Annotated in this window: 13 protein-coding genes and 2 pseudogenes; 14 read left to right on the top strand and 1 reads right to left on the bottom strand. The window is 57.6% G+C overall.

Annotated elements, in window-relative coordinates; translation table 11 throughout:
• A partial coding sequence (locus X735_RS136090) for a response regulator (protein ID WP_023814402.1) occupies positions 1-482 on the bottom strand: 482 nt, incomplete at its 3' end.
• 1291 nt (positions 483-1773) lie between these two features.
• Between X735_RS136090 and X735_RS136100 the strand changes: the two genes are divergently transcribed.
• The 14 genes and pseudogenes from X735_RS136100 to X735_RS1000000168455 all read left to right on the top strand — a co-directional run.
• A complete protein-coding gene (locus X735_RS136100; protein WP_023766572.1) occupies positions 1774-2559 on the top strand; it encodes a type IV secretion system lytic transglycosylase VirB1 in 786 nt (261 codons plus the stop codon).
• A 74-nt stretch (positions 2560-2633) separates the two neighbouring features.
• A complete protein-coding gene (virB2, locus tag X735_RS136105) occupies positions 2634-2939 on the top strand; it encodes a pilin major subunit VirB2 (RefSeq protein WP_023673707.1) in 306 nt (101 codons plus the stop codon).
• On the top strand, positions 2939-3265 hold the full coding sequence (locus tag X735_RS136110) for a type IV secretion system protein VirB3 (RefSeq protein ID WP_023679584.1): 327 nt from the start codon (positions 2939-2941) through the stop codon (positions 3263-3265). The genes virB2 and X735_RS136110 overlap by 1 nt, the downstream gene beginning before the upstream one ends.
• Positions 3265-5634 (top strand): VirB4 family type IV secretion/conjugal transfer ATPase, encoded by a 2370-nt coding sequence (locus tag X735_RS136115; RefSeq protein WP_023814401.1) that lies wholly within the window; start codon positions 3265-3267, stop codon positions 5632-5634. Before X735_RS136110 ends, X735_RS136115 begins: the two co-directional genes overlap by 1 nt.
• Positions 5635-5647: 13 nt before the next feature.
• Positions 5648-6331: a type IV secretion system protein VirB5 gene (locus X735_RS136120; protein WP_031214021.1), complete on the top strand. Its 684-nt coding sequence runs from the start codon at positions 5648-5650 to the stop codon at positions 6329-6331.
• A 55-nt stretch (positions 6332-6386) separates the two neighbouring features.
• Positions 6387-7274 (top strand): type IV secretion system protein, encoded by an 888-nt coding sequence (locus X735_RS136125; RefSeq protein ID WP_023737139.1) that lies wholly within the window; start codon positions 6387-6389, stop codon positions 7272-7274.
• A gap of 27 nt (positions 7275-7301) precedes the next feature.
• Positions 7302-7460, top strand: coding sequence for a type IV secretion system lipoprotein VirB7 (locus tag X735_RS1000000168460; protein ID WP_081731114.1), 159 nt, complete (start codon positions 7302-7304; stop codon positions 7458-7460).
• Complete coding sequence (locus tag X735_RS136130) at positions 7457-8170, top strand: type IV secretion system protein VirB8 (protein ID WP_031214019.1); 714 nt, start codon at positions 7457-7459, stop codon at positions 8168-8170. The genes X735_RS1000000168460 and X735_RS136130 overlap by 4 nt, the downstream gene beginning before the upstream one ends.
• On the top strand, positions 8167-9051 hold the full coding sequence (locus tag X735_RS136135) for a TrbG/VirB9 family P-type conjugative transfer protein (RefSeq protein WP_023814399.1): 885 nt from the start codon (positions 8167-8169) through the stop codon (positions 9049-9051). The genes X735_RS136130 and X735_RS136135 overlap by 4 nt, the downstream gene beginning before the upstream one ends.
• The gene (gene virB10 / locus X735_RS0135580) at positions 9044-10180 is read left to right on the top strand and encodes a type IV secretion system protein VirB10 (protein WP_031214017.1); all 1137 of its coding nucleotides are present in this window, start codon (positions 9044-9046) and stop codon (positions 10178-10180) included. Before X735_RS136135 ends, virB10 begins: the two co-directional genes overlap by 8 nt.
• Positions 10164-11204: a P-type DNA transfer ATPase VirB11 gene (gene virB11, locus X735_RS136140; RefSeq protein ID WP_023814397.1), complete on the top strand. Its 1041-nt coding sequence runs from the start codon at positions 10164-10166 to the stop codon at positions 11202-11204. Before virB10 ends, virB11 begins: the two co-directional genes overlap by 17 nt.
• 720 nt (positions 11205-11924) lie before the next feature.
• The gene (locus X735_RS136145) at positions 11925-12611 is read left to right on the top strand and encodes a response regulator transcription factor (protein ID WP_023814396.1); all 687 of its coding nucleotides are present in this window, start codon (positions 11925-11927) and stop codon (positions 12609-12611) included.
• Positions 12612-12637: 26 nt separating this feature from the next.
• A pseudogene (locus X735_RS1000000169475) lies at positions 12638-12794 on the top strand (IS6 family transposase); the annotation flags it as partial.
• 172 nt (positions 12795-12966) lie between these two features.
• Positions 12967-13125 (top strand): annotated as a pseudogene (locus X735_RS1000000168455) (ATP-binding protein); the annotation flags it as partial.
• Positions 13126-14310: the final 1185 nt, after the last annotated feature.

The raw sequence follows: 14310 nt of genomic DNA, 5'->3' as shown, positions 1-14310 counted from the left end.
AACTCACATGCGGTAAGCTTGACCTCGCCACGCTCCGCACAGATCAGTCGCCGCTGCTTCACGCTGAGCTTCCAGGCCCCAAAGCGAAATGAGCGCTGCTCTCTGGTTCGCGGACTAGAAATGCGCTGGCGTAGCGCTACTCGAATGCGGGCCAAGAATTCGCGCATCCCGAAAGGCTTGGGAATGAAATCGGTTGCGCCGAGCTCCAGTGCAACCACTTTTTCCGCCTCATCAAGCCGGTCGCCGCTGATCACTATGATAGGAACATCCGATTTTGTCGCCAGATTGCGGACGATCGCAAGTCCATCCTCCCGGCCTAGGTTAAGGTCAACAACCACGAGATCGACTGGCTCACGTGAAAGAACATAGTCAAACTGCTTGCTATCGTGGACTGCGGTTACCTTCAGGGCATGCATCGTGAGATACTCGGCGATGAGGCGCCGCATTGCGGCATCATCGTCAATGACAAGAACATGTTTCAACGGCACACCTTCAATCTTGAATCCCCTTGTCTAAACCTGTTGCCGAGCAACCCTGGGGCACCGACCCAGAACAGCTGCTCCTTGATACCACTCGCCGTTGCGTGCGGCCAATGTGAGGCCGTGCTCGTCCTGTTCTTTTCATCCCCAGCGAATTGACCGCACCAAGGCAGCCCGTGGCCACCAGACAGGTCCAAGCGCCGACATGACCCTGCCGTGTGGTCCTTCGCTTTTTCGCTTCGAGCTCCCCCGTTGGTGCAGGCCTGCCAATATCACTCAAGTTCGACCTCATGGATGCCAAGTTTCCTGCTATGCCCTTGCATCCTGGTCATCCTGGAGTTTGCGGACCTGGATCATCTCGATATCCTCCGGCTCGTGGATCCAGCTCGGACATGGTTGAGCAGCGCGGCGTTTGGCTTGATCGGAGAGGCGGTCGGCGGAAGAAGACCGTGATTCGCTGCAGCGGCCTTGTGCAAAATAGTGTGTCTCCTGCCAAGCCGGCTTCGTCCAAGGTGGCCGGCGGCCTCAAATGCTGTTCGGCGACCGGCAGGTCGCCGGTTGCGGTGAACGTCCGGGCTAACATTTCTCAGTTACTGCAACTCCTCCATCTTGAGCGTGTCACTATGCTTGTCCATTGCGCCGTCGGACTCCGTCAATGACGTGCGGTTATCTGCCGATGGGACTGTGCATGATCCACCCTTTGGCGGCGGCGGCCGAACAGCTGAACGAGGCTCGCACCAGGATGGGCTGCGCCGCCACGTCTTCCCAGTTGACCCTCGCCGCCGCGGATTTGCGCCTTCGAGCCAGCTTCGCGGACGAGCTCGCGTCTCAAGCAATGATCTGAGTGTGCAGGGCCGCGCATGGCTGCTCTTTAAGGACCGGCAGCATACCGGCAAAGTTGGGCCGCTTTATCGCCTTAGTCGATTCCCCACGGTGATCCCGAGCCTGAACAAGCCCGCCAAGCTCCCCATTTTGTCCTTGGCTTGGCGCTGACAGAAGTACCATCCATGACGCCAAAGTCGCGGCCCACACTCCAGGAGCAACGGACGGCCGGGACGAGCAATCCTGTACAGGAGTCATTGTACCAAGATGCTCCGGATGTCGCTGGCTGATCGGGCCCGCGCCACCCACGCATGCGCAAGATGCTCACCCACGCTGATACGAACACGGTCTTTGCTTCAATTGAAACCGAAAAGCTGAACTTGAACATCACACAGTAACAAACCTCCCCGATAAGCGCGTGCCGGACAGGGCCAGAACCCGTCCGGCGGCTTGGAAAGGTAGGTGATAGGGAATGTTTATTGCAGCTTGGCCGCTGGCCATCGTCCTGATGACATCCATGTCACTCCCAGCCGAGCCCGCGCCACTTTCTCCGCGTGAGTTCCGCAGCCTGTCGCGCAAATGCGCCCCCTGGGTTGCGCCGTCCACCCTCGCCGCGATTGCCAAGATTGAAAGTGGCTTTGAAACGCTGGTGGCTCATGACAACACCACAGGTGAGCAGCTTCGCTGGATAGACCACCTGGAAGCCACGCGGGGCATCAAGGAACGCCTCGAAGCACAACATTCTGTCGATGTTGGATTGATGCAGATAAACAGCAAGAACTTTGCCGTGCTCAATCTCACGCCGGAAAGGGCTTTCGAGCCCTGCGCCTCGCTTTCGGCTGCCGCCCACCTGCTTGAAAGCCGGTATGCCGGCGGCACCACTGCTGTGGCACAGCAACTGGCGCTTCGCCGTGCCATCTCGGCCTATAACACGGGCGACGTCACGCATGGCTTCGCCAACGGTTATGTACGCAAGGTCGAGTCGGCCGCAAAGGACATCTCAAGTCTCCTTGAGAGAACGCTGGAGCCGACTGCTCGAGATGTGCCGCACCTTGAGGCACCCGGTCGGAAAGCCGTGCCGCCTCTGCTCCAGCAGAGCCAACAGGCCAATAGAAAGAAGCAGCCCAACCAAGATTCTTGGGACATCTGGGGCTCGTATCAGCCAGACCGCTCCGGGGCCGATCCCTCCGATCCGACAGGCAGCCAGGCTGCGAAAGCACGGGAACCCTCGAACCCGAACAAACTCGTATTCGATTGAAACATGGAGATGCAATGATGACGCCACTCAAGATACTTCGTGCGCTTAAAACGCGTGTTCCTTCGCCTTTTTCCATGCTGCGCATGGCGGCTGAATATGTACCGGCCGCTGCTGCAGGCGCGGCGTGGACGGTCTTCTACAGCGGGCCAGCCGCGGCTCAGGTGACCGGAGGGACGGATCCTGCCAAGATGGTCCAGAATATCTGCACGTTCATACTTGGGCCCTTTGGACAATCACTGGCCGTGCTCGGGCTCGTAGCCATCGGTATCTCTTGGATGTTCGGTCGTGCTTCACTTGGCCTGGTTGCGGGTGTCGTTGGAGGGATCGTCATCATGTTCGGGGCCAGCTTCCTGGGCAAGGCGCTCATAGGCGGTGGCTGATGAGCGACCGGTTGGAAGTGAGCACCCTCTATGTGGCGGCGACGCGCCCCGCACTGTTTCTGGGGGTGCCGCTGACGCTGGCCGGATTGCTCATGATGTTGGCTGGGCTTGTTATCATTATCCTTCAGAACCCGCTCTACGAAATCGTTCTCGCGCCACTCTGGTTCGGAGCACGGCTGGTTGTTGAGCGTGACTATAACGCGGCAAGCGTCGTGCTGCTCTATTTGCAGACGGCCGGCAGAAGCGTGGACGGGCCGGTCTGGGGAGGCGCAAGCGTCAGCGCCAATCCGATCAGAGTGCCGAAACGCGGAAGAGGAATGGTGTAATGTTCGGCGCCAGCGGCCGGACCGAGAGGTCTGGCGAGATCTACCTTCCGTATGTTGGTCACATAAGCGATCAGGTTGTCCTTCTGGAAGACGGATCGATCATGGCCATGGCACATGTGAACGGTGTGCCCTTTGATTTGGAAGACGCTGAGATGCGCAACTCGCGCTGCCGCGCGTTCAACACTCTCTTGCGCAACATCGCCGATGACAATGTCTCGATATACGCTCATCTTGTGAGACACAACGATGTGCCGGCGCCGGCGCCGCGCCGGTTTCAAAGTGCATTCGCTGGCAGTCTGAGCGAGGCCTACGAGCGTCGTGTGCTGTCGGGAAAGCTCTTTCGCAACGATCACTTCCTCACTTTGATCGTGTCCCCCCGCACCGCAATCGGCAAGATCGGCTTGCGGATTGCCAAGTCCCGCAGACGGAATGAGCACGATCTAGCCACCCAAATGCGGAGCCTGGAAGACCTCTGGCACATCATTGCTGGCGCACTCGGCGGTTACGGTCTGCGCCGGTTGGGTATTCGTGAGAAAGGCAACGTGCTCTTCACGGAAATCGGCGAGGCGCTTCGGCTCATGATGACTTGCCGGTTTCTTCCGGTTCCGATGGTTACCGGCTCACTTGGCGCCTCGATCTACACTGACCAGGTCATCTGCGGGAAGCGGGCGCTTGAGATTCGAAGGCCCGGGGATAGCTCCGTCGGATCATTGTTTTCGTTCCGTGAATATCCGGCGACGACGCGGCCGGGCATGCTAAATTCCTTGCTGTCCGCCAACTTCCCGCTTGTCCTGAGCCAGAGCTTTTCCTTCCTCACTCGCCCGCAAGCTCATGCCAAACTAAGCCTTAAGTCCAGCCAGATGACGAGTGCCGGCGACAAGGCTCTCACCCAGATCAATGAACTTGCCGAGGCAGAGGACGCACTGGCAAGCAACGAATTCGTGATGGGTTCGCATCATCTGAGCCTGTGCGTCTATGCCGACAGCCTCAATAGCCTTGCAGATCGCGCAGCAAGTGCCCGCGCACGGCTGGCCGACGCGGGCGCCGTTATCGTCCAAGAGGGCATCGGCATGGAGGCCGCATATTGGTCCCAACTTCCGGGGAACAACAGGTGGCGCACGCGCCCGGGGGCGATCACCTCACACAATTTTGCCGGGCTCGTCTCATTTGAGAACTTCCCAAGCGGTTCCAGTTCCGGCCACTGGGGCAATGCTGTTGCGCGCTTTCGCACAAACGGTGGAACTTCTTTCGACTACATCCCCCATGAGAATGACGTCGGCATGACGGCAATATTCGGGCCCGTTGGCAAAGGCAAGACGACGCTGATGACCTTTGTCCTCGCGATGCTTGAGCAAAGCTTGGTCGATCGCAATGGTGCGATCGTCTTCTTCGACAAGGATCGGGGTGGTGAACTGCTGGTGCGAGCCACGGGAGGGACATATCTTGCGTTGCGCAGAGGCGCTCCGAGCGGCTTGGCCCCTCTGCGTGGACTGGACAACACCTCCGCCTCTCGGGACTTTCTGCGCGAGTGGTTGATGGCCCTGATCGAGAGTGACGGCCGTGGTCCGATCTCGCCGGAGGAAAGCCGTCGGCTGGAACGCGGCATTGTTCGTCAGCTTTCGTTCGAACCCCCTATGCGCTCACTTGCGGGCCTGCGCGAGTTCCTATTGCACAGCCCCTCCGAGGGCGCAGGAGCACGGCTGCAGCGGTGGTGTAGAGGGGGGGCGCTTGGATGGGCCTTTGACGGCGACGTGGACGAAGTAAGGCTGGATGCCTCCATTACGGGCTTCGACATGACGCAGCTCCTGGAATATGAGGAGGTCTGTGCACCGGCCGCCGCATACCTTCTGCATCGAGTGGGCGCTATCGTCGATGGTCGTCGGTTCGTGATGAGCTGCGACGAATTTCGATTCTATCTACTCAACCCCCAATTCTCGGCCGTTATCGACAAGTTCTTGCTCACGGTCCGCAAAAACAACGGCATGTTGATACTCGCAACGCAGCAGCCTGAACACGTTCTGGAATCGCCTCTCGGAGCTAGTCTCGTTGCGCAATGTATGACGAAAATTTTCTACCCATCACCGACGGCGGACCGCTCTGCGTATGTCGATGGCTTGAAGTGCACTGCGCAGGAGTTCGAGGCAATCCGCCAGGGAATGGCAATCGGCAGCCGCAAGTTTTTGCTCAAGCGCGATAGCGGGAGTATTGTTTGCGAATTCGATCTTGGGCAGATGCGCGAGTACGTAGCCGTACTCTCGGGGCGGGCCAACACAGTGCGCTTTGCCGACCAGCTTCGCAACCAGCACGGAGACGCCCCAAGTGGGTGGCTCGACAAGTTCATGGCCCGGTACCATGAAGTTCAAGACTGACGGAGGAATATTCATGAAACTTGCCAAACTTGCAGTAACGACCCTTGCTGCTTCCCTTCTGCTTCACGGACAGGCCCGGTCGCAATGGATCGTCACCGACCCTGTAACAGAAACACAATCGACCTTAACAGCGATTTCCAATGCGGCGATCCTTGAGAGGTCAATCGAGACGCTCGCTACGACGATCGAAATGGTGACAATGCTAACCTCGTCATTCGCTGTCACGGGAGTGCTAAGCTCACTGAACCAAGGAAATCATTACCCGTCGAGCAATAAGCTGGAGGAGCAGATGTTTGATGCTCGGGCGCCAGCTTCGATTATCGCCCGTAACATTGCGGAGGACCCAAATCGGATAGTCACGGGCGACGATTCAGAAGCGAAACTGTTAAAGGGACAAATCGCTGGGGCCGCCAATGCCGCAGCTATTGCAGCCGACACTTTGGGCATGATGGACAAGCGCCTTAAGGATAACGCCGGCACGCTTGGTCAGCTTTCCCGCTCGGGAAATATTATGCAGGCCACCGTGACCAACGGTCTGGTCCTCAAGCAGATTCACGATGCGATAATCCAAAATGCCCAGGCCACGAGTCTGCTGACTATGGCCACTGCACAAGGGAGCCTTCACGCCGCTGAGGAGGCCGCCACGCAGCGTCGCGAACATCGGGACACCGCTCGCATTTTTGGCCCCCTCCCGTGAACGCTGAGTTCATCAGGCTCAGCTGCGCTGATCAGGGACACATCAGGCTCACGCCATGAATTTCAAAATTCCCGCGCCATTCACGACTATACACACGATCTTTCATGGGGCCTTCACGTCCGGGCTGCACAAAGTGCTTGAAAACGTCCAAGCGGCGGTCAGTGCGCCTCTGGTTGCGTGTGTCACGCTCTGGATAATAATCCAAGGCTGTCTGGTCATGCGTGGTCAAGTCGATGCGCGCGGGGGTATCTCGCGCGTAATCATGGTGTCGATTGTCGTCGCCCTTATCTTAGGGCAGGCCAACTATCAGCAGTACATTGAAGCGCTTTTCGACGAAACGATTCCGAGGTTGGCTCACGACATCAGTGGCAGCGACTTGCCCTTCATCGGAATCCCCCAGAAGCTCGATCTCATGTTTGCTTCAAGCCAGTATGTCTTTCAGCTGATTGCTTCCGAAATTGGGCCTATGAACGGCCAGGACATACTTGCTTTCGAGGGAGCGCAATGGATTTTCTACGGCGCGCTGTGGACAGCGTTCGAGATCTACGATGCCGTTGGAATTCTGACGAAGGTGCTCTTGACGATCGGCCCCCTGGTCCTTGTAGGCTACCTTTTTGATCACACTCGAGACATAGCCACCAGATGGATCGGCCAACTGCTCTCGTACGGGCTGCTGCTTCTCCTCCTCAACATCGTTGCAACGATAGTAATCGCTGCCGAAGCAGTCTCGCTGGCAGCCATGCTTTTGATGATCAAATTCTCGGGCACGACAGCAGCCAAGATCATCGGGCTTTACGAGCTCGACATGCTTTTCCTAGCTGGTGACGCTCTGATCGTCGCGCTTCCGACGATCGCCAGCAGCATCGCCGGCGGCTCTTGGGGAGGTGCGAACCGACCTCTTAACAGCCTCAATCGCCACTTTGCCAAAACGGCGGGTGGTTAATCAATCGACAAGCTCGGTGCCAAAAACATGAAATATTGCCTACTTCTGTCAATCCTCGCTTTGGCCGCCTGCAAGACGAGCCATGGGCTTGCGACGTGCGCGGGTGCCCCATTCCAACTGAACGTGGGACAATGGGAAACCACCCCTGAGGATCTTCAGGTCGAATGCGCGGAAGAGCCAAAGTGAAATTTCCTGAACATGCCCTTCTGGTGGAGAGAGAAACGCTAGCCGCCCACTATAAGAAGGTGGAAGCGTTTCAAACGTCACGAGCGAAGTCTGCGCGGCGCCTGTCAAAGGCCCTGATCGCCTTTGCCGCAGCGGCGGTCCTAGGAAATGTTGCCCAGGCATTTACCATCGCTGCCATGGTCCCGTTGGCCAAGCTCGTACCTGTGTTCCTCTGGGTCCGGCCGGATGGGACCGTCGACAGCGAAGTGTCAGTGTCTCGACTGCCGGCAACCCAAGACCGAGCCGTCATAAATGCTTCGCTGTGGGAATATGTACGCCTGCGCGAGGGGTACACAGCAGATACAGCCCAATACGCCTATGACCTCGTATCCAGTTTCAGCGCGCCGGCTGTGCGACAGCAATATCAAGATTTCTTCAACTATCCGAATCCCACCTCGCCGCAAGTCACGGTCGGCAAGCGCGGCAAGCTCGAGGTCGGGCATATTTCTTCAAACGACATCAGTCCGGACGTTCAACAGATCCGTTACAAACGTACGCTTGTTGTCGATGGGCAGATGCCGATAGTGACCACCTGGACAGCTACCATCCGCTACGAGCGCTTGACGGGTCTGCCTGGGCAATCGAGGCTCACCAATCCGGGAGGTCTACTCATCACTTCCTATCAAAGCTCGGAAGATAGCGTATCGAACCTGGGCTATGTGCAGCCATGACAAAAAGAGCGTTTCTCGCGCTGGTCTGTTCACTCTTCTTAACGATGGAAGCGTCCGCGGAAGACACACCACTTGCCGGCAAGCATGATGCGCGCATGCGCTACCTGGCTTACCGTCCTGACGAAGTGGTGCGCCTGTCTACCGCAGTGGGGGCAACGCTGGTTGTCACATTCGCGGCAAACGAGACAGTCGCAGCCGTGGCCGTTTCCAATAGCAAAGACCTGGCTGCGCTCCCGCGCGCCAACTATCTCTTTTTTAAGGCTAGCCGGATGCTCCCGCCGCAGCCGGTCATCGTGCTGGCCGAGAGTGAGTCCGGCACACGGAGATACGTCTTCAGTATTTCAACGAGAGCGATGCCAAAACTCGATGAGCAGCAACCTGACCTATACTACAGTGTGCAGTTCACCTATCCTGCTGATGAGGCTGCTGCTCAGAGAAAGGACGCAGAAAGGCGCTCGATTCTTGGTCAGGCCCGGGCGAAAGTGCTGCGCGACGAGAGAGTTCAGGATTTGTTGAATCGGCCCGCCGCAACTACCAGTCCGGACGAAAGCAATTTTCACTACGTCGCAAAGGGCGATCGATCGCTGTCGCCGCTGGAAGTTTTCGATAATGGCTTTACCACCGTATTTGGCTTCGCAAGCAATTCCCGCATACCCTCCCTCTACATTATCAATCCCGACGGCAAGGAAGCCGCTGCCAATTACACGGTCAAAGGGGACTATGTTGAAGTATCCGCAGTCGCCCGGGAATGGCGTCTGAGAGATGGCAATACGGTCTTGTCCATTTTCAACAGGGCTTATGACCCTGTGGGACGAGCGCCAGGGACCGGTACAGTGACACCCGACGTGTGGCGCGTTTTGAAAGGCTCGGCCGATGAATGAAACCGGCCCACAGTCGGGACATGATGTCCATGCCTCCGGATCGATGGTCTCGGAGCCGGCCCGCCGGCATGTTTCGGGATTGCAGAAGTTGGCCGTCGCTGCTCTTGTTCTCATCTCATCTCTATCACTCATCTGGCTCGGAGGTCGTACCAGCACACAAGACGAACCAACTCAGCCAAAACCTCCAATTGTCGCCGACGCCGAACCATTCCGCCCCGTGCCGATTGAGATTGCTCCCGAAGTTCCAGCAGCCGTACAGGCGGCGCAGGCAGGAGATCCTGCGCCATCCACGCCGACTTCAGCTGATCCGCCGCCGGAGGAAACACCAATTTTCGCCTACAGTGGCAGCAGTAAAATGCCCACCGACGGTCAGCGGAGCGAAGACAACCATAGGGATGCTCCCGTGACCTCGGATGAGATTTCAGACGCTGGCGATCTGTCGGCGCGATTGAAGCCAGATATACAGGAGCCAAGCCGGGCCACACTTTTGCCGCACCCTGATCTCGTGATTACTCAAGGAACGATCATCCCCTGCATTTTGCAAACGGCAGTCGACACAAATTTACCGGGTTATGTGAAGTGCGTCTTACCTAAAGACGTCCGCGGCGCCACCAACAACGTGGTGCTTTTGGATCGCGGGACGACCGTGATTGGCGAGATCCAGCGTGGTCTCCAACAGGGGGATGCGCGTGTCTTCGTGCTGTGGACGCGCATCGAAACGCCTGACCATGCCCTCGTTTCGCTAGCATCGCCGGGCGCTGACGAGCTCGGCCGCTCCGGAATGCCTGGCACGGTGGATAATCACTTCTGGCAGCGCTTTGGCGGAGCAATGCTCATGAGCGTCATTCAAGGCGCGTTTCAGGCCGCCGGTCAATACGCTGGCAGCTCAGGTGGAGGAAGCGGTATCAACAGCTTCCAGAGCAACGCCGGACAAGCCGTTGAGACGACCCTTAGAGCAACGATCAACGTTCCGCCAACTCTGAAGAAAAACCAGGGAGATGCTGTATCCATCTTTGTGGCTCGGGACCTCGATTTCTCAGATGTATACGATCTTAGAGCGACCGCCGTGGCGCCAGCCCCCCCCCAACATCGCCAACGCCGGAGAGACAACAATGCGACCGGAGGCTGACCCTCAATTGCGTTTGCTTCTCAACCCTGTTCTGAAATGGCTTGAGGAGCCAAGGACCGAAGAGGTCGCTATCAACCGGCCTGGGGAAGCCTTTGTCCGACAGGCCGGCGTTTTCACCAAACATCCGCTACCGCTATCTTATGACGATCTGGAGGACATCGCGATCCTCGCTGGAGCGCTGCGCAAGCAAGATGTCGGACCGCAAAGCCCCCTCTGTGCTACTGAGCTGCCGAACGGAGAGCGGCTGCAGATCTGTTTGCCGCCCGCTGTTCCCTCAGGAACAATAAGCCTGACGATACGGCGTCCCTCAAGTCGTGTGACCGAACTCAAGGAAGTTTCTTCTCGCTACGAATACTCGCGTTGGAATCAATGGCGGTCACGAAAGGAGCGCCAAGAGCGGCAGGACGAAACGATTCTTCAGCACTACGACCATGGTGACTTGGAGCAATTTTTGCGAGCGTGCGTTTGCGGGCGGCTTACGATGCTGCTTTGCGGACCTACTGGTAGCGGCAAAACGACAATGAGCAAGACTTTGATCAACGCTATACCCCCGCAAGAGAGGCTGATAAGTATCGAGGACACGCTCGAACTTGCAATCCCGCACGAGAATCATGTCCGGTTACTCTATCCGAAGGACCGAGCAGGCGTAGGTGCGGTGACAGCCGAGCAACTGTTGCAAGCCAGCTTGCGCATGCGCCCTGATCGAATATTGCTTGGCGAGATGCGCGATGATGCTGCTTGGGCCTACCTTAGCGAAGTCGTCTCCGGCCATGCGGGATCAATATCGACGATTCATGGGGCGGATCCGGTCCAAGGCTTTAAAAAGCTCTTTTCACTCGTCAAGAGCAGCCCGCAAGGAGCTGCTGTGGAAGACCACACGCTTCTTGACCTGCTGTCGGCTGCCGTTGACGTCATTGTGCCGTTTCGTACCCACGGCGACGTGTATGAGGTGGGGGAGGTGTGGCTCGCCGCCGATGCCCGGCGACGCGGAGAGACAGTAGCCGATCTTCTTAATAAGCACTAAGGCTAGGGCACGTCGGGGATCGGTAAGTCGTTTGTGATATGATGGCGCAACTTGTTCAGATTCCACGTCACTTTGATTTGACCGAGGTTGATAATGGGAGGACGACTGGGCGTAGCCCTTCGGTCACAAGCCTGAACTCTTCGGCCGCCCTGTCGGCGCGGCAAGCTGCGGCACGATTCGACTGGGTGTATCGAGCGCGTCCGCTGAATTGCGCGGGCGACGCTCAGCGAGCTGGTGCCGATGCCTGCTTCAAAAGCGGCATCGATACCCGGCAGGTCGTACCCTTGATTTACCTAGCCGCGCTCAATGAGCGTCTTCAAAGCCGCCGAACGTGGTTCGGAATGACCGGTTGGTAAATCGGGAAGTGCTATACAGGGAATCCTCCCGGTATTGCCTCTAGGGGGTCCTCTCAATGAACAAAGCCGCAACCTGCCCTTGCGACCTCAGCTGGAGTTTGCGACGCAACCCATATAGGAGGATCGATGCGCAGAGAAATCGCAGGCAGAGTCGGTGGCATTGTGGGCTGGCCGACCGACGGTTTCAGCCCGTCAACAGGTCTTCACGTGTTCCATCCCCGACTATTGCAGGCGTGCGGCTTGCATTCTCCCGCGATCACCCATCGGAAAGAGCGTTACGAACACTACGAAGAGTTGCGCGACTTCTGCTGTCGCCCCGGTCTTACAGCGGACGGTGACCTGTCCTACCTTGATAGGACGTGAAATGCGAACGCTGCTCATTGATCATCACGTGGATCTTACGCGCGCCGTGCGAGCTGCGCTCGGGGATAGCGGTTTTGCCGTTGATGTAGTTGGCAACCTGGAACAGGCGTCGAGGGCATTCTGTTGCGCAACCTATGAAATTCTCCTGCTGGAGTTGGCTCTGCCAGATGGCGATGGCTTGGGCTGGCTGAGACAGCTAAGGAGCGACGGGCATTCAGTTCCAACCCTCATTATGAGTAGCATCAACGATCTCGAGAAGCGAATTGCAATTTTCAACGGTGGCGCGGACGATTTTCTGCTCAAGCCCGTCTCTTTCGATGAGCTCATCGCCAGAATGAGAGCCATTCTGCGCCGGTCGACACAGGTGACCGACCCCATCGTTGTATTTGGCAATCTCAATTTCGATCCGATCGGCCGACAGGTTTCCGTCTCGGGTCATCCTCTGAAGATCGCACGCCGCGAACTATGTATTTTAGAGCATCTGCTTATCCGTGCAGGCCGCATCGTGCCTCGTGCGCAGTTGGAAGATCACCTCTATTCGTTCAACGACGAGGTATCTGCCAACGCGCTTGAAGTCGGAATCTATCGCTTACGTGGACACCTGAGTAGGTCAGGTGCAACGCCACGGATCACGACCGTGCGCGGCATTGGTTACCTTCTTGAATTGACTGAGGCGGCATCCGCATAGTTGGTCTAAATTGAAAGAACAGACTGCGTATCAAGCGCCGCATTCGATCCATCGGCTTCAAGTCGCAGGCGAGCGCCGTGGTTATCCTCTCCGGCATCGAGATGATCCACATGATTGGCAAGCGACAGGGCGAGGTATGACTACAAGTCTGTCGATCGCTGTTTCGATATCCTCGCTGCCTGACGGACAGGCCGAAATGGCCGTTCACACCCCCATTTCCAGGTTTGCGACAGAGCCTTTTGTCGGCGTTGCCGGCTTCGAAGGGCCGGTGCGCGCCGAGCGCATCAAGATCACCCCCGGCCACCTTGCTGCGGCCACTCGCCGAGTACGAAGCGGTGGTCGGAGGGAGCTGGTGATGACGACGCTAGATCATGACCTGCTGATCGCAATCCTGGATCGGCTGAAGTTGACGGCCATCCGCGACCAGCTCGACACGCTCATGTCGAGCAAGATCGCGCAGTTCCCGTTTGTCCGCGAACTCGACGGCTTCGGCTTCGACGCGCAGCCATCGGTCTGCTTCAGCCAAACGTATTCATAGGTATGGGACAGGCCTTGCTATGTCCGAACGTCACTGCGCGGCAAAAACGTTGGATTTCTCAAGAAATAAAGTATTGGACAGTGCCCAATTTACCGTTGGAAAAGCTGGATATGGCGTTTCAGCGTTTCAGCGAAATAACCGAAATCAATCACTCCTAACAGCAAAGGCAACCGGAACTCGATCGCTTCCGTTGTCCGCGACTTAGCGAAACGCTTGTTCGCGATTTACTAAAACGGCTGTCCCAATTTAGTGAAATCCGCAGACAAGTCGCTGGAGGTTGGCCAAAGGCCACCCACGCCTGCTCCGAGGCCCTCCAGGGCAATGGTCTGAGACCTGGGCTCAAGCAGGATGAGACGCCGCTGGAGCTCAGGTGCAAGCGCTGCCACGCCCGCTCCGAGGCCCCACAAGGCCGAAGCGCAGTCGTCGGCGTCACGAGGCCTCTCGGCCACGACGACGAGCCTGAACCTGGATCCGCCTTTCTTGAGGCGTTGCGACTATCATCGCGGCGACACGCAGCTCTTGATTTGTGTGCGACACCTCAGCAGATCCATCGGGCTGAGCCGCTCAGCAATATCAACGAGAATGTCCAGCGGCAGATCAAGGATACTCAGAGGAGGAAACGCTTGATCTTGAGGCTCAGAGCGCGTCTGCTCCACTATAGAACAGGATGATTCACCGGGTCCTTCAACGCCAGCCGCCGGTCCGATGAGAGAATTGTCTCGGATATCACGCTCGATGGGGTTAAATGCCGAGATGGGCGCCTTGCCACGCTCCTCAATGCCCCTCATGATTCACCGCCTATAGCTACCAACTGAATGAATCATCGTGATTGTCGCGCAGCGGAATCCTCAAGGATCGGGCAGTTCGTAGGGGGCGCCGGTTTGACCAGGTTGAGCCCGCGAATTGCTCGATCGGACAAGATCCTAATTCTGACGAGATCCTCGGGACGCACTCCAAGTTGTCGATCATGTTCGGCACACAAGGAAAGGGCGGCATTGCTGCCGCCCTTTCCGCTGTAGGTTGATAGGGGCTGGATTAGAAATCCATGCCGCCCATGCCGCCCATGCCGCCCATACCGCCGCCGCCCATGCCGCCAGGCATGCCGCCGCCGCCAGCCGACTCCTTCTTCGGAGCCTCCGCGATCATGGCTTCGGTGGTGAC

This window comes from Mesorhizobium sp. L2C084A000 (assembly GCF_000502875.1).
In the GTDB taxonomy this organism is placed as follows: Bacteria; Pseudomonadota; Alphaproteobacteria; order Rhizobiales; family Rhizobiaceae; genus Mesorhizobium.
The sequence above is the reverse complement of the archived record's forward strand: the minus strand, read 5'-3'. Positions and strand labels throughout refer to the sequence as shown.

What these genes read in the sequence shown, in the direction of transcription:
- X735_RS136125 (WP_023737139.1), top strand. Translation starts at nt 6,387, where the DNA reads ATGAATTTCAAAATTCCCGCGCCATTCACGACTATACACACGATCTTT.
- X735_RS1000000168460 (WP_081731114.1), top strand. Translation starts at nt 7,302, where the DNA reads ATGAAATATTGCCTACTTCTGTCAATCCTCGCTTTGGCCGCCTGCAAG.
- X735_RS136100 (WP_023766572.1), top strand. Translation starts at nt 1,774, where the DNA reads ATGTTTATTGCAGCTTGGCCGCTGGCCATCGTCCTGATGACATCCATG.
- X735_RS136110 (WP_023679584.1), top strand. Translation starts at nt 2,939, where the DNA reads ATGAGCGACCGGTTGGAAGTGAGCACCCTCTATGTGGCGGCGACGCGC.
- virB2 (WP_023673707.1), top strand. Translation starts at nt 2,634, where the DNA reads ATGCTGCGCATGGCGGCTGAATATGTACCGGCCGCTGCTGCAGGCGCG.
- X735_RS136120 (WP_031214021.1), top strand. Translation starts at nt 5,648, where the DNA reads ATGAAACTTGCCAAACTTGCAGTAACGACCCTTGCTGCTTCCCTTCTG.
- X735_RS136115 (WP_023814401.1), top strand. Translation starts at nt 3,265, where the DNA reads ATGTTCGGCGCCAGCGGCCGGACCGAGAGGTCTGGCGAGATCTACCTT.
- virB10 (WP_031214017.1), top strand. Translation starts at nt 9,044, where the DNA reads ATGAATGAAACCGGCCCACAGTCGGGACATGATGTCCATGCCTCCGGA.
- X735_RS136135 (WP_023814399.1), top strand. Translation starts at nt 8,167, where the DNA reads ATGACAAAAAGAGCGTTTCTCGCGCTGGTCTGTTCACTCTTCTTAACG.
- X735_RS136145 (WP_023814396.1), top strand. Translation starts at nt 11,925, where the DNA reads ATGCGAACGCTGCTCATTGATCATCACGTGGATCTTACGCGCGCCGTG.
- virB11 (WP_023814397.1), top strand. Translation starts at nt 10,164, where the DNA reads ATGCGACCGGAGGCTGACCCTCAATTGCGTTTGCTTCTCAACCCTGTT.